The 22231-nt window shown below is 61.1% G+C and carries 17 protein-coding genes and 1 tRNA gene; 8 read left to right on the top strand and 10 right to left on the bottom strand.

What is annotated here, in order from left to right; all coding sequences use genetic code 11:
• Positions 1-891 precede the first annotated feature (891 nt).
• Positions 892-1845: a transglutaminase-like cysteine peptidase gene (locus X742_RS152415; RefSeq protein ID WP_023772890.1), complete on the top strand. Its 954-nt coding sequence runs from the start codon at positions 892-894 to the stop codon at positions 1843-1845.
• A gap of 134 nt (positions 1846-1979) precedes the next feature.
• On the opposite strand, the gene X742_RS152420 is transcribed toward X742_RS152415, so the two are convergent.
• From X742_RS152420 to X742_RS152440, 5 genes are all read right to left on the bottom strand, one after another.
• A complete protein-coding gene (locus tag X742_RS152420) occupies positions 1980-2531 on the bottom strand; it encodes a ribbon-helix-helix domain-containing protein (RefSeq protein WP_280790482.1) in 552 nt (183 codons plus the stop codon).
• Between the two features lie 79 nt (positions 2532-2610).
• Positions 2611-3900 (bottom strand): HlyD family type I secretion periplasmic adaptor subunit, encoded by a 1290-nt coding sequence (locus X742_RS152425; protein WP_023772888.1) that lies wholly within the window; start codon positions 3898-3900, stop codon positions 2611-2613.
• A gap of 2296 nt (positions 3901-6196) precedes the next feature.
• Positions 6197-7645, bottom strand: a complete 1449-nt coding sequence (locus X742_RS152430; RefSeq protein ID WP_023772887.1) for a TolC family protein — start codon at positions 7643-7645, stop codon at positions 6197-6199.
• A gap of 512 nt (positions 7646-8157) precedes the next feature.
• Positions 8158-8232: transfer RNA gene (locus X742_RS152435), tRNA-Gln, on the bottom strand.
• 154 nt (positions 8233-8386) lie between these two features.
• Positions 8387-8731 (bottom strand): VOC family protein, encoded by a 345-nt coding sequence (locus X742_RS152440; RefSeq protein ID WP_023772886.1) that lies wholly within the window; start codon positions 8729-8731, stop codon positions 8387-8389.
• Between the two features lie 222 nt (positions 8732-8953).
• Between X742_RS152440 and ppdK the strand changes: the two genes are divergently transcribed.
• From ppdK to X742_RS152455, 3 genes are all read left to right on the top strand, one after another.
• On the top strand, positions 8954-11632 hold the full coding sequence (ppdK, locus tag X742_RS152445) for a pyruvate, phosphate dikinase (RefSeq protein WP_023772885.1): 2679 nt from the start codon (positions 8954-8956) through the stop codon (positions 11630-11632).
• Positions 11633-11750: 118 nt separating this feature from the next.
• Positions 11751-12854 (top strand): glycosyltransferase family 9 protein, encoded by a 1104-nt coding sequence (locus X742_RS152450; RefSeq protein WP_023772884.1) that lies wholly within the window; start codon positions 11751-11753, stop codon positions 12852-12854.
• A gap of 158 nt (positions 12855-13012) precedes the next feature.
• The gene (locus X742_RS152455; RefSeq protein ID WP_023772883.1) at positions 13013-13753 is read left to right on the top strand and encodes a polysaccharide deacetylase family protein; all 741 of its coding nucleotides are present in this window, start codon (positions 13013-13015) and stop codon (positions 13751-13753) included.
• 54 nt (positions 13754-13807) lie between these two features.
• Here X742_RS152455 and X742_RS152460 read toward each other — a convergent pair whose 3' ends face one another.
• The 3 genes from X742_RS152460 to X742_RS152470 form a co-directional block, all read right to left on the bottom strand.
• Complete coding sequence (locus X742_RS152460) at positions 13808-14197, bottom strand: DUF427 domain-containing protein (protein WP_023772882.1); 390 nt, start codon at positions 14195-14197, stop codon at positions 13808-13810.
• 128 nt (positions 14198-14325) lie between these two features.
• Positions 14326-14679: a hypothetical protein gene (locus X742_RS152465; RefSeq protein ID WP_015318748.1), complete on the bottom strand. Its 354-nt coding sequence runs from the start codon at positions 14677-14679 to the stop codon at positions 14326-14328.
• Between the two features lie 165 nt (positions 14680-14844).
• Positions 14845-15435 (bottom strand): biotin transporter BioY, encoded by a 591-nt coding sequence (locus X742_RS152470; protein WP_023772881.1) that lies wholly within the window; start codon positions 15433-15435, stop codon positions 14845-14847.
• A gap of 115 nt (positions 15436-15550) precedes the next feature.
• Here X742_RS152470 and X742_RS152475 point away from each other — a divergent pair, with 115 nt between their 5' ends.
• Positions 15551-16459, top strand: a complete 909-nt coding sequence (locus X742_RS152475) for an MBL fold metallo-hydrolase (protein ID WP_023772880.1) — start codon at positions 15551-15553, stop codon at positions 16457-16459.
• A 64-nt stretch (positions 16460-16523) separates the two neighbouring features.
• Here X742_RS152475 and X742_RS152480 read toward each other — a convergent pair whose 3' ends face one another.
• Together X742_RS152480 and X742_RS152485 are read right to left on the bottom strand one after the other, a co-directional pair.
• Positions 16524-17309 carry a DUF1499 domain-containing protein gene (locus tag X742_RS152480; protein WP_023772879.1) on the bottom strand — a complete coding sequence of 262 codons (786 nt, stop codon included), beginning with the start codon at positions 17307-17309 and terminating at the stop codon, positions 16524-16526.
• Positions 17310-17375: 66 nt separating this feature from the next.
• A complete protein-coding gene (locus X742_RS152485; protein WP_023772878.1) occupies positions 17376-19004 on the bottom strand; it encodes a fatty-acid--CoA ligase in 1629 nt (542 codons plus the stop codon).
• 540 nt (positions 19005-19544) lie between these two features.
• On the opposite strand from X742_RS152485, the gene X742_RS152490 reads away from it, so the two are divergent.
• The 3 genes from X742_RS152490 to X742_RS1000000174020 form a co-directional block, all read left to right on the top strand.
• Complete coding sequence (locus X742_RS152490) at positions 19545-20822, top strand: sugar transferase (protein WP_023772877.1); 1278 nt, start codon at positions 19545-19547, stop codon at positions 20820-20822.
• A gap of 21 nt (positions 20823-20843) precedes the next feature.
• The gene (locus X742_RS152495; protein ID WP_023772876.1) at positions 20844-22118 is read left to right on the top strand and encodes a nucleotide sugar dehydrogenase; all 1275 of its coding nucleotides are present in this window, start codon (positions 20844-20846) and stop codon (positions 22116-22118) included.
• A partial coding sequence (locus X742_RS1000000174020) for an NAD-dependent epimerase/dehydratase family protein (protein ID WP_156939397.1) occupies positions 22118-22231 on the top strand: 114 nt, incomplete at its 3' end. The genes X742_RS152495 and X742_RS1000000174020, both read left to right, overlap by 1 nt.

The following is a 22231-nucleotide window of genomic DNA, read 5'->3' as shown; positions in this document are numbered from 1 at the left end:
GCCGGGGGGAACCGAGAAATTCCCGCCGGCGCTCGAGGTCGTGCTGCCGCCGGCCGATATCGAGCCGTCCGCGCCGAAGGCGACATCGACATGGCTCGCTTCCAGCGCTGCGATCAGGGCCACGCGCGGCACTTCGACTTCGCCTATGATGAAGGTCGGCACATGCAGGGCACCGTCCTTGATGACGATGACCGAGCCGTCCGCCTGCTCGAGCACGAGGTTGTGGCCGTCGACCTTGATGTTGTCGATCGAGACATTGGCGGGAAGTTTGACGACGTTGCTCGCGTCCGCGACATATTCGTGCGGGGCATTTAGATCGGAAGAGCACACGTCTGAACTNGTGCGGGGCATTTGCCGCGGGCGGAGCTGCCGCTGGCGCGCCGCCACCGACATCGACCGGCACAGGCTCGGCCGCGGCCGGCGCTGTTTGAGCCGGTGCCGCCGCTTGCTCGGCGGGCGCGGCTTGCGCCACCACCTGGGTCAGCGCTGTCAGGTCGTGATGATCGTTGGAGACGGAATGCTCGTCCCACGAGTTCGAAAGGTTGTCCAATTCAATACTGTTCGTCATAGCTTAAACCCCTCCGGCATTTCCCGCATAGAGACAGGCGGCGGCGTGACTTTGCAACGGTCCGCCAATCCATTCTATATATTTGGATATGCCTTCGATGACTTTTTTTACGCTTGGTAAACTGTGAACATATAATCAGTTATATGTTATCTGGCAAGCATAACGCTTCGCCACCGGCGGCGCAGAAAACTTGGTAAATAGAAGTATAAATACACGTAAAATTTTACTAAAATAAGCAACGTGAATTCGTGGGAAACTTATCCATCTTCCTTTCCAGTAATTTGAGACAAAGTTGGTAGCGTCCACAGTCAAAGGTGGGCGTCATGAAAAAACAAAAGAATGCTCCGGGGAAGAGCAAGCTCAAGCTGCTTCTGCTGGCGGTGGGGATAGCCGGCTCGGCGCAGCCAGCCCTTGCCGGGCCCGTCATCAGGAATTTCATGCCCGAAACAGCACTGCTTGGAGTGGTCCAGGCGCCGCTTGGTCTCGGCGGCATTTCGCTGCAAAGATACCAGCCCTGGCAGCCGGCCACCCCCCACCGGATCAGCCTTGTCCTCAATGGCTACAGTCCCGTTTTCGCGCAAGACGGGTCCAGCACCTCGATGGCTCACGAAGGCGGGGGTATCGACCCGATTAAGACTGCGTCGATCATTCCGGGCGTTTTCGGGTCGGTTGCGCTGTCCATGCGCAATTTTCCCGTTTCGGCGCGTTGGGCACCGGTTTACCGAGCCATAACCGCTTGCACCGCGGGCAGCCCCTGTGACCACGAGAGCCCGGCCTTCGCGGCCATGGTCTCGGCTGCCCAAGGCAAGGGGTTCGTCGAAAAACTGTCGTTCATCGACAGCGGCATCAACCACCTGATCGCCTATAAGAAGGACAGCGTCGTTTACGGCAAGCTCGACTACTGGGCGAAGCCTTCGGAGATCCTCGCCAATCGTGCCGGCGACTGCGAGGACTTCGCCATCCTCAAGATGACGGCGTTGCTGAGGGCCGGCATTCCGGCACGCAGCATGTCGCTCGTCGTTCTGCAGGACCGCAAGCGAGGCTTCTTCCACGCCGTGCTTTCGGTCAGCACCGCAAGCGGCGCTTACATTCTCGACAGTCTCAACGATACGGTGCTCAAGGACAGCGCCCTTCCGAATTATCAGCCACTGTACTCGTTCAGCACCGACCGGGCCTGGATTCACGGCTCCAAGTCGGGGGACGCCCAGATGGCCGATGTCAAGGGCGGTTTCGCAACCGTCGCCCCTGGGGAAGGCGTCCAGACGGAAGTCAAGTAAGGGGCCCGCGCACCGACTTTCTTGTGCTGGTTGAATGGCGGAAGAATTGCGGGAAAGGTCCCTTGGTGGTTTTCCGGCGGAATTGCCTCAAGCACATAGGGCCGTTCGGCGTTTGCGCGAACCGATGAATGGCGCTAGCCGTTGAAGACAAAGGCCATCAGCAATTCGAGATCCAGCACCGGCGCACGCACCACGTTCAGCTGGCCCCGATAACGGCGTTCGCCGGCTCCGATCACAAACCCGCTCGCGACGGCAACGTCGCCATTGGTGTCGAGGCGGGCGAATATATCGGCCACGTTGAGATCCAGCGCCAGCTTCAGGTCCTGGCGCGTGTCTTCGTCGAATGCCGCGGGCAATTGTCGTTTGACCAATTGCTGGAACGGCGCATTGAACGTCACGATCTTCTTCGTCGAGGCCAAGGCGAAGGCCGGCGACGGGCAGGCAAGTAGAATGGCGTTTATCGTCCTGATCGATGCAAGCCTGCGCAAATTCAGATTCTCGCGCCCCAACTCGCGTATGCAGGCCACCCGGATTGCCGAGGTCAGGTTTCCTTTCTCCGCGTGACCTTCGGCGATCTCGTCGACCAGCATGCCGATCGTGCATTTGCGGCTCTCAGCCATCTGTTTCAGCGAAACCCAGAAAGCCCGTTCCAGCCGAATGCCGCGCCTGATACCGCCGCGCGCCACGACGCGGAACTCGAGTTCGAAATCTTCTGTCGGGAGGGGCAGAAGCAAGAGGTCGCTACCGGTCGCGGGAGAGGTGGCGCTAGCGCTCACTCATTGCCTCCTGGCGGGCTTTGTTGATCGGCTTCAGCAGGTAGCTCAGGATCGTCTTGCGACCGGTCTTGATATCCACGGAACAGATCATGCCGGGGATGATCGAATATGCCTTTCCGTCTCGCTCCAGTGTCGATCTATCGGTCGAAACACGCACCTGATAGTAGGGCTCGCCCGTCTTCTGATCGACCAGGCTGTCGGCGGTTATGTTTGAAACTTTGCCTTCGATGCCGCCAAAGATCGAGAAATCGTAAGCCGTGACTTTGATCAAGGCATCCTGGTCTGGGCGGATAAAGGCGACATCGCGGGGCGAAACACGCGCTTCGACCAGCAATGTCTCGGAAGTGGGCACGATGCCGGCCACGACAGTACCCGGCTGGACGAAGGCGCCGACCGTGTTCAGTTCCATCGTGTTGACGATACCGTCCACCGGCGAGCGGATATCCGTTCGCGCGACCTTGTCGGTCGCGCCGCGAATGGTTTCGTCCACCACTGAAAGATCGGCCAGGGCCTGCGTCAGGTCATCGAGCGCTTCCTGCTTCAACTGCAGCCCGAGTTCCTCGACCTGGAGCTGCGCCTCGGTGATCGCCGACTTGCCCTTCTTTATCGTCTCGCCGGCCAGGTTCAATTGGCCGTTGAGTTCGGTCTGTTCCTGCTCGACCTTAAGCTGCTCGGTCCTTGCCATCAGACCTTTCTTGACCATCCCCTCGACCAGCTTCGCTTGCTGGTCGCTCACCGCCAGGTTTTTTGTCAGGCGGTCGAGATTGGCGTCCGCCTCGTCCAGTTCCTTTTCGCGCTGGTCGAGTCGCGACTTGAGCACCGACAGCTTGTTGTCGAAGTTTTCGCGCCGGGCAACGAGGAGATTTTGCTCGTTGTCACAGATTTCCGGCGCCACGGATTGGATGTCCTGCGGACAGGGAAACGATCCGGTGATGCTGCCGCTCTGTTCGTATTTGAGCCTGGCGATGCGTGTTTGCAGGGCCCGCGCCTTGGCTTGCTGTTCGCCGAGGCTGGACGTGTTCAAGGTATTGTCGAGACGGATAATGAGGTCGTTCTTCCTGACGACCTGCCCCACCTTCACGGCGATTTCCTGAACGACGCCCGGCTCGCTGGCTTGAATGACCTGGGTCTTGGAGGCCGGTATGACCTTGCCGTCGCCACGCGCGATCTCGTCGACCTCGGCGAAGGACGACCAAGCGACAAAGGCGACGAAGAGCGCCCCTATGATGAATATGGACGCCGTCGCAAAAAGCGGCGGGCGGTCTTCCCTGGCAAGCATTTCCCACGTCCCGTTATTATATCGGTTTCAGCCCGACATAATTTGTTCATTCAGGAATTCGTTCTCTGCAGCGCCTGAATGACTTGTTCTTTTGGCCCGTCAGCAACAATCTTTCCTTGTTCGACAACAATAAGGCGATCAGCCAATTCGAGCATGCTGAAGCGATGCGTCGAGACGATCAGCGTCGTGTTGTGGTCGAAAGCGGTCTTGAGTTGCTTTATCAGTTGCCGTTCCGACGCCAGATCCATCGAGCCGGACGGTTCATCCAGAAAGACGATCTTCGGCTTGGTCAAAAGCAGCCGGGCGATCGCCACCGTCTGTCTCTGCCCACCGGAAAGATTGGTGCCCCGCTCACCGACATTCATGTCGTAGCCACGCGGGTGGCGAGACACGAACTCATCGACGCCGGCGGCTTTCGCGGCTTCGATGATTTGCTCGTCGGTCGCCTCCGGAGACGCCATCAGCAGGTTCTCCTTGATGGTGCCCGAAAACAGATCGCCGGCTTGCGCGACGATGCCGACGGCGGCGCGCACCTCTGACGGGTGATACTGGCGGATGTCGATGCCATCCACCAGCAATTCGCCGGAGCTTGGCAGAAAAAGCCTGCCGATCAGGCGTCCCATCGTCGTCTTGCCTGACCCGATGCGGCCGATGATGCCGATGCGCTCACCCGGCTTCACCGAAAAGTTCAGGCCAGACAGAACCTCGTTTTCCGATCCGGGGTAGACGAAGCCGACATTCTTGAACGTCATCGCTCCATTGCGAATCGGGCGATTGACGAAGCCCACCGTATCCGGCCGGTCCTCCGGCTGGGCCATGATGGAATTCACCATTCTCAAGGAGAGCATGGCCTGGCGAAATCTCGACAGGGTGATCGCGATCTGGCCGAGCGGAGCCACGGCCCGGCTCGCCAGCATCACCGTTCCGATGATGGCTCCTGTCGAAACATGCCCTTCCGAAAAGGCGTAGGCTCCAGCCACGACCAGGGCGACCGTCACAAGCTGCTGGATGGCCTGGGTGATGTTGCCGGCCGCCGCCGAGAGCTGCTTGATCTTCTCGGAGGTGTTGGCCGCATTCTTCGAATGCTCGCCCCACTTCCTCAGCAAATAGGCTTCGGCGCGCAGCGACTTGATCGTTTCCAGCGTGGAGATTGACTCCACCAGCAGAGCCTGGCGCTGGGAGGCTTCATTCATGGAGGCTGCGACCCGTTTGCCGATGCGGCGTTGCGTGACCAGGCCAACGACTACCGACGCCACGAATGCGAGGGCCGGGATGACGACCAGCCAGCCGCCGATCGCGTAGATGACGAGCAGGAAGATGAAGACGAAAGCCGTATCGATGAACACGCTGATCGTGTTGGAGGTGAAAAATTCCCTGACGAACTCATATTGGGTGATGCGGTTGGCATATTCGCCTGTCGAGCCCGGGCGCGCGGATAGGGATGAATTCAGCACCTTCTCGAACAGCAGATACGATATCCGCAAATCCGCCTTGCGCCCGGCATAGTCGATGAGCGAAGCTCGGGCCGTTTTCAAAAGCAGATCGAAGAGAATGACGGCGCCGACGCCGATCGCCAGCACCCAAAGCGTCGATATCGCCTTGTTCGGCAATATGCGGTCATAGACATTCATGGTGAAGATCGGCGAGGCGATGGCCAAAAGGTTGATGAAGATCGCCGACAGCACGANTTCCCTACACGACGCTCTTCCGATCTGATCGGCGAGGCGATGGCCAAAAGGTTGATGAAGATCGCCGACAGCACGACCTTGGAATAGGTGCGCCAGAAAGCGCCCATTGTCCCCGTCAGCCAATGGCGCCGCTCGATCTGCTGCGCCGAGCCGACCTTCATGCCCTCGGTGGCGTTGGCATAGGTGATGGAGAAGGATACACCGCCACTGATGTAACTTGCGGCCAGCTCGGATTTGCCGACAGTCGTGCGCCCGTCTTCCTGCGGGGCCGTGAGATACCCGTCGCCGTCGGTTTCCGCCAGCAGGGCGATCGGCAACTGACTGACGCGGAAGAGAATTGCCGGGAGATCCACGCGACCGCGCAGGAAGTCGCGATGGTTGAATTCCTGGGTCTCGAGGCCGATACGCTCGGCAAGATGTCGGATCTCGGTGACCTCGATGCGCGTGTCCGAAATCGGCACTCCGGCAAACAGCACGGTCTCGGCGCTCGGCCTGCCGAGATAGGCGGCCACCGCCGAAAAGCAGGCCTTGAACGCCTCCTTGGGCGACAGAATATGTGGCTGCTGATTCACGACCCGCCCGCCAGAACCCCTAACACCCCTTACGGCTCACTTCTTCCTGACAGGGGCGAGGATGTCGAAGGGCAGATCGTTCTTCTGTTCCGACGGGGTCCGTGCATAGGTTTCGGTGTCCGGGATCTCCGGAACCGCGAATTCCTCCTTGGCATAGGCCGCGGCCTGCTTCGGCGGCTGGATGTCCATCGTTTTCAGCAACTGCCCGGTTGCCGCCAGAAGCCGGTATTGGGCAAAGAGGGATGCGTAGGACGCGGTGTCCGCCAGCGTTGCTGTGTTGAACCGCGTATTCTGCGCATCCAGCACATCGAGCAGCGAGCGCTGTCCGACCTTGAACTGCTCGCGATAAGAGGCAACCAGCTTCTCGTTGGAAGCGGCTTGCAGCTTCAGGGTCTTTGCCAGGTCGGCTTGCCGGAAGCGGCGATCCCAAGACGTGCGAACGGCTTCTTCGATCTCCCGCAGAACCTGATGCAGCCCAAGCCGCTGTTCGCTGGCGCGGCGGATCTGCTCCTGTTCATTCGCTTTGTCGATGCCGCCCCGATACAGGTTCCACCGCAGCACCACCCGTGCCTGCAGATCGGACGTGTCTCCATTGTCGCCGTCAATGTCGTATCCGGCGCGGGCAACGCCTTCGGCGACGACCGACGGGCCGTATTTCGCCCGAGCGGCGTCAACCTGCGAGCCCGCGGCGGCGATATCGCTATTGGCCATGTGGACGCGCGGGTTGTTCTCCCGCGCAATGCCCAGCGCGTCGTCCAGGGACCTTGGCAGCGCAGAGGAAACATCGCCTGGCCGCGATGCATTGGTCAGAGGTTTCCCGACGGTCTTGAAGAAGCGTATCCTCGAGGCCTCGAGTTCCTCGGAAGCCTCCTGCATGCGGGCCTTGGCCGCAAACAAGCGCTCCTCGGCCTGTTGCCGGTCTGCTTCGTTCAACCCGCCGCCTGCTATGCCTTCCCTGATGTCGTGGAGAATCGCTTGGTGGAAGCCCAGATTCTTCTTTGCCTCGGTCACGATCGAGGCCTGAAGCATGTATTCCAGGTAATCCTGGACGACAGACAGCCCGATGAACTCGGATCGCTCCAGCACGCGGAATGAGGCGCCATCGACTCGCGAGGCTTGACGGTTGAGTTCGGCTCGCCTTGCGCCACTATCATAAAGCGTTTGCGAAACCGTCAGATCGGTCTCCGCGGGATAAAGCGCATCGTGCTCGATGGAGAGCGCGCGGCGGGAGGAGTTGTCCAGACGGCGAGCACCAGCGGATGCCTCCAGGTCGACGCTTGGAAGATAGAGCCCTTTTGCTTGCCGCAGTTCGAACTCGATGGCCTCGCGGTTTTCGATGGCTTGGCCGATTTCCGGGTTGGATTCCACCGCGACCGCCATGGCTTCCTTGAGTGTCAGTGCATGCGCCCCCCAGCAGCTCAGCATGGTAGCCGTCATCAAGAGACCAACGCCCATGACCTTGGTCGACAGACCTGTCGTCTTCATTTTCCCACCCACGTTTCCCCGCGCTTTTTAAGAGCGCCCCAGCCGGGCTTGGCGCCTGGCCTTGCCACTATCTTGCAAATTAATGTCCGCGTTTCATTATTAAGCTGTGACTTAATCATAGAATCTAAGCAGACGGCCAAAAAATGTAGCAAAAATAGCACACATTTGAGACGCTGGCGGGACCAAGTGCCGGTATGGTAGCTGAAGCCCGAGACAAGATATGGAAGATGGACAACAGCAAGCTTGTTCTCGCATATGCCGACGAGTACGCATGTCCGCAAACAATGTTGCTCTTGCGGACGCAACAAGGCGCCTTCAACAGTTCGGGTGCAGGAGGATTTGGTCCGGCTCCACCCAGATTGACAACATGTTCTGGTCGCGCTTTCACCCGGTGTGGTTGGTGCATCGCCGAGGCACGGCCGAGCGTGACACTTCTTGGTCAAGTCTGGGCTCAGGGTATTGGGAGCAGGGCCTGTTCGGCGCGTGCTTCGGTCTCGAATGGAGTCTGCGTTTGGCTGGGGCGCCAGGATTCGAACCTGGGAATGTCGGTACCAAAAACCGATGCCTTACCACTTGGCGACGCCCCAATAGCCGTCAGAGTCGCTGTGCGGCGCGTTATTAGCAGAGCAGCCGAAAAGCACAATGCTATGAATGACTGCGAAGACGCTCGGCTGACCAGCGATGCAATCGGCGCCAGGTGATCCACAAGATGCAATCGGCGCCAGGTGATCCACAAACGGACTAGTGGGACCACACAGCCAGCTCGTTGCCGGCTGGATCGACGAAGTGGAAGCGTCGGCCGCCAGGGAATGAGAATATCGGCCTGACGATCGTTCCGCCGGCACTTTCGACGGCGCGAAGGGTTTCCTCCAGATTGTCGCTGTAAAGCACGGGCAACGGCTTGGCCGGTGCTTCCGCGGCATCGGCCTGAAAACCGCCATCCAGGCCCTCGGCGAAGGCCGAATAGGTCGGCCCATAATCCGTGAAGGACCAGGCGAAGGCGGCGCTGTAGAAGGCCTTCAACCGATCCAGTGTGCCGGCGGTCGCCGGCATCTCCAGATAGTCGAGTTTTCCAGGCTGTTTCATGGCGCACCTCTTGTTCCCTTTATGTTCTAGACGTCGCGCGGTGAGGTGGCAAGTCTTTTTGCCACAGGCCCAGGGGGAGTTTTTTCTTAATCGATTGTAGCGGCCGAACGGCTTGCCGACGCCTTGCCTTTCGCACTGCAGCATCATATCGCTCCAAAGTCGGGCACGATGGAACTTTGCGTTTCGCCAATCTTTCCAATCTCCTGCAACCGGAGAGCAAGCATGACCAAATGGGTTTTCACCTTTGGCGATGGTGCGGCGGAAGGCCGTGCCAGCGACAAGAATCTGCTGGGCGGGAAGGGCGCCAACCTGGCCGAGATGTGCAGCCTGGGGCTGCCAGTGCCGCCGGGCTTTACGATCACCACCGAGGTCTGCAATGCCTATTATGCCAACGGTCGCACCCACCCGGCGGGATTGGAGGCTGATGTCGCGGTCGCCCTCGACCATATCGGCCGGCTGACCGGTCGCCGGTTCGGCGACCCGTCGAAGCTGCTCCTGGTTTCGGTGCGTTCCGGCGCCCGGGCGTCGATGCCCGGCATGATGGATACCGTGCTCAATCTCGGATTGAACGACGAGACAGTCGAGGCGCTGGCCGCCGATTCCGGCGATGCGCGCTTTGCCTATGACAGCTACCGCCGTTTCATCCAGATGTATTCCGACGTCGTCATGGGCCTCGATCACGAGGTGTTCGAGGAAATCCTGGAAGACCAGAAAGCCGGCCTCGGCCACGAGCTCGACACCGAACTGACGGCGACCGAATGGCAAGGCGTCATCGCGCTCTACAAGGCCAAGGTCGAGGAGGAACTCGGCAGGCCGTTCCCGCAGGATCCTCACGAGCAACTCTGGGGAGCGATCGGCGCGGTGTTTTCAAGCTGGATGAACAACCGGGCCATCACCTACCGGCGTCTGCACGATATCCCAGAAAGCTGGGGCACGGCGGTCAATGTCCAGGCCATGGTGTTTGGCAATATGGGCGAGACCTCGGCCACCGGCGTTGCCTTCACCCGCAACCCCTCGACCGGTGAAAAAATGCTTTATGGCGAGTTCCTGGTGAATGCGCAGGGCGAGGATGTCGTCGCCGGCATCCGCACGCCGCAGAACATCACCGAGGCTGCGCGCATCGCGGCCGGTTCCGACAAGCCGTCGCTGCAGAAGCTGATGCCGGATGCCTTCCAGTCCTTCGTCACCATCTCCGACAGCCTGGAAAAGCACTACCGCGACATGCAGGATCTCGAATTCACCATCGAGCGCGGCAAGTTGTGGATGCTGCAGACCCGGTCCGGCAAGCGGACCGCCAAGGCGGCGCTCAGGATCGCGGTTGAAATGGCAAGGGACAGCCTGATCACGAAGCAAGAAGCCGTCGCACGCATCGATCCGGCATCTCTTGACCAATTGCTCCACCCGACCATCGACCCGAAGGCCGCGCGAGACGTCATCGGCGTCGGGCTGCCGGCGTCTCCGGGGGCTGCCACCGGCGAGATCGTCTTTTCCTCCGGCGATGCCGAGGATCTGAAGACACAGGGGCGCAAGGCGATCCTGGTGCGTATCGAGACCAGTCCGGAAGATATTCATGGCATGCATGCGGCCGAAGGCATCCTGACCACGCGCGGCGGCATGACCAGCCACGCCGCGGTCGTCGCGCGCGGCATGGGCAAGCCTTGCGTGTCCGGAGCCGGCTCGCTTCGCGTCGACTACAAGGCAGGCACACTGATCTCGATGGGGCAGACCTTCCGCAAAGGTGACATCATCACCATCGACGGCGGCAACGGCCAGGTGCTCAAGGGCGCCGTGGCGATGCTGCAGCCGGAATTGTCCGGCGATTTCGCCGCCATCATGGAATGGGCGGACGCGGTGCGCCGCATGAAGGTGCGCACCAATGCCGAAACGCCGCTCGATGCCCGCATGGCGCGCTCCTTCGGCGCCGAGGGCATTGGGCTATGCCGCACCGAGCACATGTTCTTCGACGGCGCCCGCATCGTCGCGATGCGCGAGATGATCCTGGCCGACAGCGAGAAGGACCGCCGCGCGGCGCTGGCCAAGCTTCTGCCCATGCAGCGCTCGGATTTCCTGGAATTGTTCGAGATCATGGCCGGCCTGCCGGTGACGATCCGCCTGCTCGATCCGCCGCTGCACGAATTCCTGCCCAAGACCGAAGCGGAAGTCGCCGAAGTCGCGGCCGCCATGAACGTGTCGGCAGACAAGCTCAGGCAGCGCACCGAGGCCTTGCACGAATTCAACCCGATGCTAGGCCATCGCGGCTGCCGGCTCGCCGTCTCCTACCCCGAAATCGCCGAGATGCAGGCGCGCGCCATTTTCGAGGCGGCGGTCGAGGCGGGCAAGAAAGCCGGCGCGCTGGTCGTCCCCGAGATCATGGTCCCGCTGGTCGGTCTGGCGAAGGAACTCGATTTTGTGAAGGCGCGCATCGACGCCGTCGCCAAGAGCGTCATGGACGAGAGCGGCGTCAACATCGATTACTTGACTGGGACCATGATTGAGCTCCCCCGCGCGGCGATCCGCGCCCATGTCATTGCCGAGTCGGCCGAATTCTTCTCCTTCGGCACCAACGATCTCACCCAGACCACCTTCGGCATCTCGCGCGACGATGCCGCCTCCTTCCTGGAGACGTATCGCCAGAAGGGCATTATCGAGCAGGATCCGTTCGTCTCGCTCGACATTGAGGGCGTCGGCGAACTGGTGCGCATGGCGGCGCAGAAGGGCAGGGCGACGCGACCCGACATCAAGCTTGGCATCTGCGGCGAACATGGCGGCGATCCCTCGTCGATCCGCTTCTGCGAGGAGGTCGGGCTCGACTACGTCTCCTGCTCGCCTTACCGCGTGCCGATCGCCAGGCTGGCAGCGGCGCAGGCCGCGGTGCAGACAACGACGACGGCTCGTGGATAGACCGGTCCGAGCTTACGGTTTTGTATGAAAACTCACGCGAACGTGCTAGAGGTATCGCGCAATCTCGCCATTGTTTCTGACCAATTTCGTGATGATCGCCAAACGTCTCCGGAAACATATGTTGCAGATTTCACCCGCTCCGTTCCGCTCGATCCTGATCATTCAAACGAAGTTTATAGGCGATATCGTCCTCGCCTCGACGCTCGCTAGGAACCTTCGGCTCGAATTCCCCGGTGCCAGCATTGTGTTCCTCTGCGAAGCGCACTTGGAGAGCTTCGTGGTTGCGCATGGCCTCGCTTCCGAGGTGGTTCCGTTCAGGCGGGCTCGCGCGCGGGGCACCCCGCTGGAGCGCGGAAAAGAGCTCTACGCAACGGTGAAGGCACTGCGCGGCTTCCGCTTCGATTTGACGATCGACTTGACCGATTCAAAGACCTCTCGGCTTCTCAGCGGCTTGGTCAACGCAAAGACGCGAGTCGGCTACAATCCCCCGGAAAGGCCGCTGAAGCTGCTGGAGCGGCAGCCCGCCAATGTGTTCGCCAAACCATTCGGGTTTGGCGGCCAGCATTTTGTTTATCGCTATCTCTCCCCTCTTGAAGCGCTCGGCATCGATCTGCGGGTGACGGTACCGAGCCTCCAGCCGCCGCCAATCGAGGCCGCGAAAGCCTTGGCGCTTCTGGGCACGCACCACATCCGTCCGAACGCCTTCGTCGCTGTCCACGCAGGCGCGAGTTTCAAGGGCCGGCAGTGGCAGCCGGAACGGTTTGCCGAGGCCATTGACCAGATTGCGGCCGAAACCGGACTGGGCATCGTCCTGGTGGGAGGGCCGGGCGAAGGTGAAACCGCCGCGCGGATCGTTGCCGAGACGGCGACGCCGGTGGTCGACCTGGTCGGAGCGCTGTCGCTCGAGACGCTGCTGGCCGTTCTGGAACAGGCTCGGCTGTTTCTGGGCAATGAAAGCGGGCCGATGCATATGGCCGCTGCCGCCGGCACCCCGGTTGTCGGCCTTTTCGGCCTGACGCATCCGTCGCGCTGGGGACCTGTCGGCGTGCCCAGCATCGCGCTTCGGCCGTCAATGCCATGTGACTGCGTGGCCAAGGATTTGTGTCGCCGAACCGATCCCAGCAAGGCGTGCTGCGTTTGGCGCCTGGAGGTGAAGCCGGTTGTCGAAGCGGCGCGCGAAATTCTCGCGCGCACTGAGCTGAAAAATGAACGCTCTGGCTGAGGGCGATGGAACGGCAAGACTTTCGCTGAACGGCTCGTCGACCAAGTGGGAGGTCAAATTGCCGCGCCAGGCGTTTTTCTGCTATCCCCCGTCCGATTTCCGCCTTCATGCGGGTCTTGGGATATCGGCTTGAAACCGCCGGTCGGGAACTTGGTTCGATGCATTTGCCGCAAAAACATCTCTGCGTGATTGCCATGTCGGTGGCGCTGATATCCAGCGCTCATGGCGCGCCGCTGGTCGAACCCACGCTGCACATCAAGCCGGCTGAAAGCGGAACCGGTCGCGTTGCACTCACGCTCGATGCCTGCGGCGGCAAGACCGACACGCGCATTCTCTCGGCGTTGGTGGACAACAAGATACCGGCCACCATTTTCGTCACCGGCGTCTGGCTGAAGCGCAACGCCGAGGCCGTGGCGATCATGCGGGCTCATCCCGACCTGTTCGAACTGGAAAATCACGGTGGCCGTCATATTCCGGCTGTCGACACGCCCCGGAAGATTTATGGCATACGCAGTGCCGGCAGCCCGGAAGCAGTCCTTGCCGAAGTCGAGTCGGGGGCCGCGGCTCTGGCCACGACCGGCGAACCGGCGCCGAAATGGTTCCGTGGCGCAACAGCCGAATACAGTCCCTCGGCGATTGCGATGATCCGCAAGCTCGGCTTCAAGATTGCCGGCTTCTCGATCAATGGCGACGGCGGCTCGCTGCTCGGCGCCAAGGAGACGGCCAGGCGCATTGCCGCCGCCAAGGACGGTGATGTCATCATCTCCCACATCAATCAGCCGACCCATGCCGCCGGCGAGGGCGTGGTTCAAGGCCTGCTGGCGCTCAAGGACAAGGGCATGACCTTCGTGCGCCTCGACGATGCCGACGGAACTGGCAACCACGGCACCACCGACTAGGGGCCGGCATCACCTGAATATCGATGCCCCCTGAGTGTCTTCAAGCCGAAGCGTTCAGTCCGGCTTGACCTCGATGCTGACCTTGCTGGCGTAGAACGCGCCGTGGTCGCGGATGGCGGTCATCTCGTCGAAGGGCTGCCGATAGGCCCACATCGCGTCCTTGCCCGCTTCGCCCGCCGGCAGCACGCTCCAATAGCTGGCATCACCCTTGTAGGGGCAATGCGTCGCGTGATCCGTTCGGCTGAGCTTGTCGAAATCGATGTCGGCGAACGGAATATAGAAGGCGGCGGGGTAGGGGGCCTCCGTCAGCACCTTCGCCTTGGCGGAAGAAGCAATGACCGTACTGCCGGCGCGGATTGTGACGGTCCCGGAATAGGGCTCTATCGTGATGATCTTGTCGGGATTGCGCTGGAAGCCGGGTGCCGGGTTGGCGATCTTGTCCATGCTGGTTCTCCTTGCCCCGACCTTAGGTGTGGTGGGCGGCCGGATAGAACAAGGCCCCCGGTAACAAACAAACAGACGCCAAGCGCCCGTGCGTGGCGCAAGACTGACCTTCGCGTGGCAGCGGAAAATCAGGCAGCGGTTTTGAAGGCGTCCATCAGCCCGGCATAGGCGGCCGCGATGCCCGCCACCGGGTTGCTGCTTCTCGAGATGGTCTCGACTTTCAGCGCCCCTCCGACGGTTGGCAAGGTGAGCAGCAGGAACTGGCGATTGCCGCCATCGCCGACGGATGCCGCCGCGACGTGCTGGCCTTCGCCTTCGTTCTGGACGCACATCTTGAACAGCAGTGTGCCGCCGACCGCTTCGAGGGCGCCCCCGACAACTTCGACGAACTCGTCTTCGGAAACAGTCTTTTCGTCCGGCACCAGATCGGCCAGGCTTTCGGCAAGCGTACTCTCGAGAACCTTATCGTCGAGCGCGTCCATGCGAACCTCTTTCAGTCGCCAATCGCACCCCTTTGCCCGTTAACGAAGCTTAACACCGACGATGGCCGGATTATGGCACTTTCTGCGGTTGGTCCGACCACGAGGAGTTTGCGCCGATGGAATCTATTTTAAGCTCCTGCAATTCGACTGGCGGGCGGCCAAATTTCAGGAGCGCTTCAGCAGCGACCAGACGGCCGGCACGAGGCTGGCCGCGAGCGCGACTTTGATGAGATCGCCGACGATGAACGGCACGACGCCGAACTGCCAGGATTTTTCCGGACCGATGAGCAGCGCCAGCCAGGCGAAACCCATCACCATCATCACCACTTCGGCAACCAGCATGGCGTTGAAAAGCTTGATCGGATGACGGTCCCAGCCACGGTCGGCGGCCCAGCCGACAATCGCCGCCATGACCACGAAGCCGGCGAGATAGCCGCCGGTCGAGCCAAGCATGTAGGCAATGCCGATGCCTTTTTCCGGCGTGCCCTGGAAGACCGGGAAGCCCATAGCCCCTTCCGCCATGTAGAGCAGCAGGGTGGCGACGCCGAGCCGCATGCCGAAGGCGGCGGCGATCAGCAGGACGGCAAGCGTCTGCATCGAGATGTCGACAGGCCCGAGCATCACCTTGGTCTTGGCCGAAAGAGTTAGGAGCAGCGTCCCGGCGATCGCCAGCAAAAACTGCGTTGCAAGTCGCGCGGCAACTTCCTGCGGCAAGGCCAGGAAAACAAGCGGGCGCGTCGTCGTTGCGGTTGTCATGGTCTTCCCCAATCCAATCTTGCCGCGAACCAGAAATCGCGGTCTTGCATTTTCCTATATTGGCTTGCGTGCTATGCGGCAATCTGTTTTGCCGTTCCGGGAACAAAGCGCCGACATGGCTCTCAAATTCGATACCAGCTTCGACCCCGCTTACGGCCGAGGTGTAAGCGTGGCCCCCGACGTGCAACGACTCACGGCCCCCAATCCCAGTCCCTTCACTTTCCACGGCACCAACAGCTACGTCGTGGGCCACGATACGCTGGCGGTGATCGATCCGGGACCCGATGACGAGGCGCATCTTCAGACCTTGCTCGACCTGATAGCGGGCCGGCCGGTGAGCCACATTTTCGTCAGCCACACGCATCGCGACCATTCTCCGCTGGCGGCCCGGTTGAAGGAGCGCACCGGCGCCCAAGTGCTGGCGGAGGGACGGCACCGGCCGGCGAGGCCCTTGCACATTGGCGAAACCAATGCGCTCGACGCCAGCGCCGACACCGCCTTCGTTCCCGATATCGCCTTGCCTGACGGCGAACTGGTCAGCGGCGACGGCTGGGCGATCCGGACCGTCCTGACGCCCGGCCACACCGCCAACCATGCGGCATTCGCGCTGGAAGGCACCGGCATCCTGTTTTCAGCCGATCACGTCATGGGCTGGGCAACCTCGATCGTCGCGCCGCCGGACGGGGCAATGGCCGACTACATGGCATCGCTGGACCGCCTGATCGAGCGCGGCGACCGGCTGCTGCTGCCTGGCCATGGGGGACCGGTGACGGCGCCGCGCGCTTTCATGCGCGGGCTGAAGACCCATCGCAAAATGCGCGAACGAGCCATATTGGAACGGATCAGGGCCGGCGACAGGACGATCCCCGACATGGTCAAGGCGATCTACAGGGATACCGATCCCCGGCTGCACGGCGCTGCCGGCCTGTCGGTGCTTGCCCATCTGGAGGACCTGGTGGCGCGCGGCGTGGTGGCGACGGACGTCGCTCCCGCAATAGATGGCATTTTCACGCCAGGCCGATAGCCCTGCCGCCACCCACCCGTTCACCCAACCATGGTCGCGGGGCGCGCGATTTGCCCGAAAAATGCTATTGTGCCGGCGCCGCGCCGATCTGGCCGGCGACTTCCTGATCCAGTTCCGCGAGGAATTCAGTGATGCGCGCGGCATTGTCGCCAAGGTCGTGGCGGCCGTAACGCGAGGCGGAGCGCATGTCGACGATGACCGTGTCGCCGTCATCCGTGACGCGAATGGCGACGTCCGCAGGAAGGCCAAGAACGAAACTCGAGGCGACGGCGGTGATGGTCACCTCCGTCTGTCCGGCGAGTTCGGGATAAGGCTCCGAAAGGTCCCAGCCGCGCCGGTCGAGCACCGTTTCAACGGCGTTGACGACGGTCTCGAACGGCAGGTCGTAGCTGCGTGCGGTGACCAATGGATAGCTGTCCGTCTGCAACGTCTGCTCACCTGGCGTTGATGGGGACACTGCGTTCATGTCCTTGGTCCGGTCGCTGACATCGAGCAGGGGCGGTTCATCGAAATCGGTCGAAATGTCCCGTAGCGGCGGATAGATCGTCGCCCAGTAGGCGGCAACGCCGTAGGGGGTGAGCACCAGCAGCGCCAGCAAGGCGCCGACGGTGAGATCACGGCCACCACGGTCACCAAAATTCCACAGCCTCGCAAAGGCCAGGCCAGCAAACAGCAGCGCCAGCGCCGCCAGCAGGGCGGCAATGCCCAGCACCCACAGGAAGACCGGCGTTTGGACGAGGCCGAAGCGATGGCCGACAAAGTTCGTCAGCAAAAGCACCGCCGAAAAGGCGCCCGTGCGCCGCGACCAGCCGGCAGCCTTCGACGTTTGCCGTTCGGGAATGCTAACCATTATTCTCTGCGCTGCCCCAACCCGGATGAGGTTTAGTGCCTTTTTGCGGAAACACGCAACATCCTCTCAATCCGTCGGCAAGCGATAGTCCCTGAACTGCTGACGCAAGGTGATCTTCTGGATCTTGCCTGTGGCGGTGTGCGGTATCTCGCCGACGAAAGCGACGTCGTCCGGCATCCACCATTTGGCCACCTTGCCATCCATGAAATCGAGAATCCCGGCCTTGGTGGGTTCCTTGCCCGGCTTGGCAACGACGACCAGCAGGGGCCGCTCGCCCCATTTCGAATGCTTGACGCCGATGGCCGCCGCTTCCGCTACATCGGGGTGGCCGACGGCCAGATTCTCCAGGTCGATGGTCGAAATCCATTCGCCGCCGGACTTGATGACGTCCTTGGCACGGTCGGTGATCTGCATGTAGCCGCCGGCATCGATATGGGCGACGTCTCCAGTGTCGAACCAGCCGTCCACGTCGAACTGCTCCGCGCCCGCACCGCCATAATAGGCGCGGGCGACGGCGGGGCCGCGCACCTTCAGCCGGCCGAACGTTTTGCCGTCCCATGGCTGCGGATTGTTCTCGTCGTCGGTTACCTTCATTTCGACGCCGAAGGGCGGGTAACCCTGCTTGCTTTGGACGTCGAGCCGAGCCTCGCCCTCGAGGCCGGCATAGTCCGGCTTCAAGGTGCACAGCGTGCCGAGCGGCGACATTTCGGTCATGCCCCAGGCATGGATGACCTGCACACCGTAGCTGTCCTGGAATTTCGTCATGATCGCACGCGGGCACGACGAGCCGCCGATTACGACCTTGCCCAGATGGGGAAGCGTCTTGCCAGTCTCCTCCAGATATTGCAGCAGCATCATCCACACGGTCGGCACGGCGGCGCTGAATGTCACCTTTTCCTGATCGAGCAATTCATAGATCGAGGCGCCGTCCATTTTGCAGCCGGGCATGACCAGCTTGGCGCCGATCATCGGGCCGCTCTGGCCAAGGCCCCAGGCATTGGCGTGGAACATCGGCACCACCGGCAGGATCGTGTCGCGTGACGACAGCCCCATCGCGTCGGGCATGGACGCGATCATGGCGTGCAGCACGTTCGAGCGATGACTGTAGACGACGCCCTTGGGATCGCCTGTCGTGCCCGATGTGTAACACATGCCGGCGGCGGTGCCTTCGTCGAAGGTCTTCCAGGCGAAATCGCCATCGACCTCATCAAGCCAGTCCTCATAGGCGACGGCATTGGGCAAGGTCGTCTGCGGCATGTGTGCCTTGTCGGTGAGCACGATCACCTTTTTCAGCGATTTGACGGCACCGGCGATTTTTTCCAGCAAAGGTATAAAGGTCAGGTCGACGAAGACGGCCTTGTCTTCGGCATGGTTCATGATCCAGACGATCTGCTCGGGAAACAGGCGCGGATTGAGCGTGTGATAGATCGCGCCGATGCCCATGATGCCGTACCACGCCTCGATATGGCGCGCGGTGTTCCAGGCCAGCGTGGCGATGCGGTCGCCCAACCCATAGCCGTCTCGCTCCAGCCGCTGGGCGACCTTGAGAGAACGGCGGTGGATGTCGGCATAGGTCGTGCGTACGATCGGCCCCTCGATCGAGCGCGACACGATCTCGCGCACGCCATGTTGCCGTTCAGCGTTGTCGATCAGCTTGTGGCACAGCAGCGGCCATTCCTGCATCAGTCCCAGCATGCCGGGTTCCTCCCTCACGCTTTTGGCGGTGCGCTTTTGATCGCATTGTGAAGCGAACCGGGGAATTGTCCAGCGTCCACAAGCGCAGCGGACGAAAGTCGGAGTTCGACCTGTATTGGCAAACGGTTGAATCCGGACGGCTTTTTGATTTCGCTCGGCTGCATCGGGCCCGGACCGGCCGTCGATGGTGGTCTGGCCAGGCGGTTGGCCGAATTGGCAGGGGCAATTGGTCGGCACCAAAGATATCGCCTTTATATCGGCTCGGGGTTCGCCCGTTTTCTTAACGAGTGGAGAATAATCCGGAACATTAGCCGCAGCTTTTAAATTACGATGCAGCAATGCTGCCGATAATAACTTCTGCCGACTAGTTCCGTTAAATAGATGCTTGCTGGTGAGGTCGCACTGGCGTAGCTCTTGATCTTGGACTGAGTCGAATCGCCAATGGTGATCGGTCCGGTTCGATTTGCGAACGAACAGCCTGCCAAGTGTAGTGGCGATCGCCGACACGGGCACCTTTCGGGGGAAGGAAAGGGGAAGAAGTTGAATGTCGCAACATCAACGATTGTCGGAAGCCGGCACTTCCTGTTCAGAATTCGTTTCCAACTCGTCGGCGGACTGACATTCGCGATCATCGCTCCAGCACTGATCCGGATAGCATCCTATGCGGATGCGATCTATTCGGCCAATCTGCAGATAACGGTTGCGGCTGCCATCATTGCGCATGTTACCGGCTTTCTTGCCTATCGCCGCATTGGCAATTTTCCGGGCGTGGCCGCGGCCAGCTACATCCTGCCGACATTCCTCCTGTCCTACGGTCTAGTTTTCCTGACGATTTTCTTTTTCCGCTTCGAGTATAGCCGGTTTCAGGCCGCCGCCAGCTTCACGCAGTCCACGCTGTGGTATTTCGGCCTGAGCCTCATGACCCGGCGTCTTGAGCCGTACCGGCTGGCCGTCATTCCCGGCGGCAACGTCGAGCGCCTCAGGGCGTTGCCGGGCGTGCACTGGTTCTGGCTAAAGTCGCCCGGCATCGTTATCGAAAGGGTTAACGGTGTGGTCGTCGATTTGCGTGCGGACCTCGGCGCCGAATGGGAACGCTACATCGCCGACCGGGCGCTGTCGGGCACGCCCGTCTATCACGTCAAGCAGGTCAGCGAATCGCTGACGGGTCGCGTCGAGATCGAACATCTGTCGGAGAACACACTCGGCTCGCTCAATCCGAACCAGGCTTATCTCAAGATCAAGCAAGCCATCGACTGGACCTCCGCGCTTGTCCTCGTCGTGGTTCTTTGTCCCGTTCTGCTGCTGGTCGCCCTGTCGATCCGGCTGGACTCGGAAGGTCCCGTGCTGTTTCGCCAACCCCGCATGGGCTACCGAGGCAGGATCTGCACCGTCTACAAATTTCGTTCGATGAGGCAGCAGGTCGGCTCCGGCAGCGACAAGGACAAGGCGATCACGAAACCGGATGACGATCGCATCACGCGGGTCGGGAGCTTCCTGCGCAAGTTCAGGATCGACGAACTGCCGCAGGCCATCAACATCCTGCGCGGTGAGATGAGCTGGATCGGGCCACGGCCGGAAGCCGTCGTGCTGTCGCAATGGTACGAGGCGGAACTGCCGTTCTACCGGTACCGGCACATCGTCAGGCCGGGCGTGAGCGGGTGGGCACAAGTAAATCAGGGCCATGTCGCGGCGGTCGGTGACGTCATGGAAAAATTGCACTATGATTTTTACTACATAAAGAACTTCTCACCTTGGTTGGACGTGCTGATCGTTCTCAGGACCATAAAAACGATGTTCACCGGTTTTGGTGCGCGATAGCGATCATACGTGCAGGAAGCAATGGATCTCGCCTCAAGGAAAATAGCTGTCATCGGACTTGGCTATGTCGGTCTGCCGCTGGCCGTTGCCTTCGGGGCGACCAGGAATGTGATCGGTTTCGACATCAACCCGTCGCGCGTGGAGGCGCTGAAGCGCGGCGAGGACCACACGTTAGAAGCCAGCGAGGAGGAAATCGCTGCCGCCAGAGGGCTGAAATTCACCAGCGAGAAGGCCGATCTGCGCGACTGCGGAATTTTCATCGTTACCGTGCCCACGCCGATCGACCGGGCCAACAGGCCGGACCTGAAACCTCTCGTCATGGCGTCGACAACGGTCGGCGAGGTCATATCCCCGGGCGCGGTGGTGATCTTTGAATCCACTGTCTATCCCGGCTGCACGCAGGAAGTCTGCGCACCGCTGATCGAGAAACATTCCGGGCTGCGCTACAACAGCGATTTCTTCCTCGGCTACAGTCCCGAGCGCATCAACCCCGGCGATCGCGAGCACCGGTTGCAGACGATCGTGAAGGTCACCAGCGGTTCCACGCCGGAGGCGGCGGAGGCCATCGACGCGCTCTATGCCTCGATCGTGCCGGCGGGTACGCATCGTGCCTCCAGCATTGCCGTGGCCGAGGCCGCCAAGGTCATCGAGAACACGCAGCGCGACTTGAACATCGCCCTGATGAACGAGCTGTCGCTGATCTTCGGCAAGCTGGGCATCGATACATCGGAAGTGCTGGAGGCAGCCGGCACGAAACGGAATTTCCTGCGCTTCACACCCGGTCTCGTCGGCGGGCACTGCATCGGCGTCGACCCTTATTATCTCACTCACAAAGCCCAGGAACTCGGCTATCATCCCGAGGTGATTCTTGCCGGCCGCCGTATCAACGACGGCATGGGCCAGCACGCGGCGGACCAGACGGCCCGCCTGATGATGCGCAAGGGCATACCTGTCGTGGGCAGCCGAATCCTGGTCATGGGTGCCGCCTTCAAGGAGAACTGTCCCGATCTGAGGAATTCCAAGGTGGCCGATATCGTTGCACAGCTCCGGCAGTACAATGCCAGCATCGACATCTGGGATCCTTGGGTTGGCGCGCAAGAGTGCGCGCGCGCCTTTGGCGTAGCCAGCGTGAAGGAAAAGCCCGCGGAGCGCTATGACGGCGTCATCGTCGCTGTCGGACACGCGCAGTTCCGCGGCTTGGGCGTTGCGGGCCTGAAGGCACTTTGCAAGGACCCCAGCGTAATCTACGACATCAAGGGGCTGTTCTCGAGGGACGTTACGGACGGGCGCTTCTGATGAAGGTATTGGTCACCGGCGCTGCCGGCTTCATAGGTTATCATGTCGCCAGGCGGCTCCTGGAGCGCGGTGACGAGGTTGTCGGCATCGACAGCATCAACGATTACTACGAC

This window comes from Mesorhizobium sp. LNHC229A00, assembly GCF_000502415.1.
Classification (GTDB): Bacteria; Pseudomonadota; Alphaproteobacteria; order Rhizobiales; family Rhizobiaceae; genus Mesorhizobium.
This window is presented reverse-complemented; position numbering and strand designations above follow the sequence as displayed.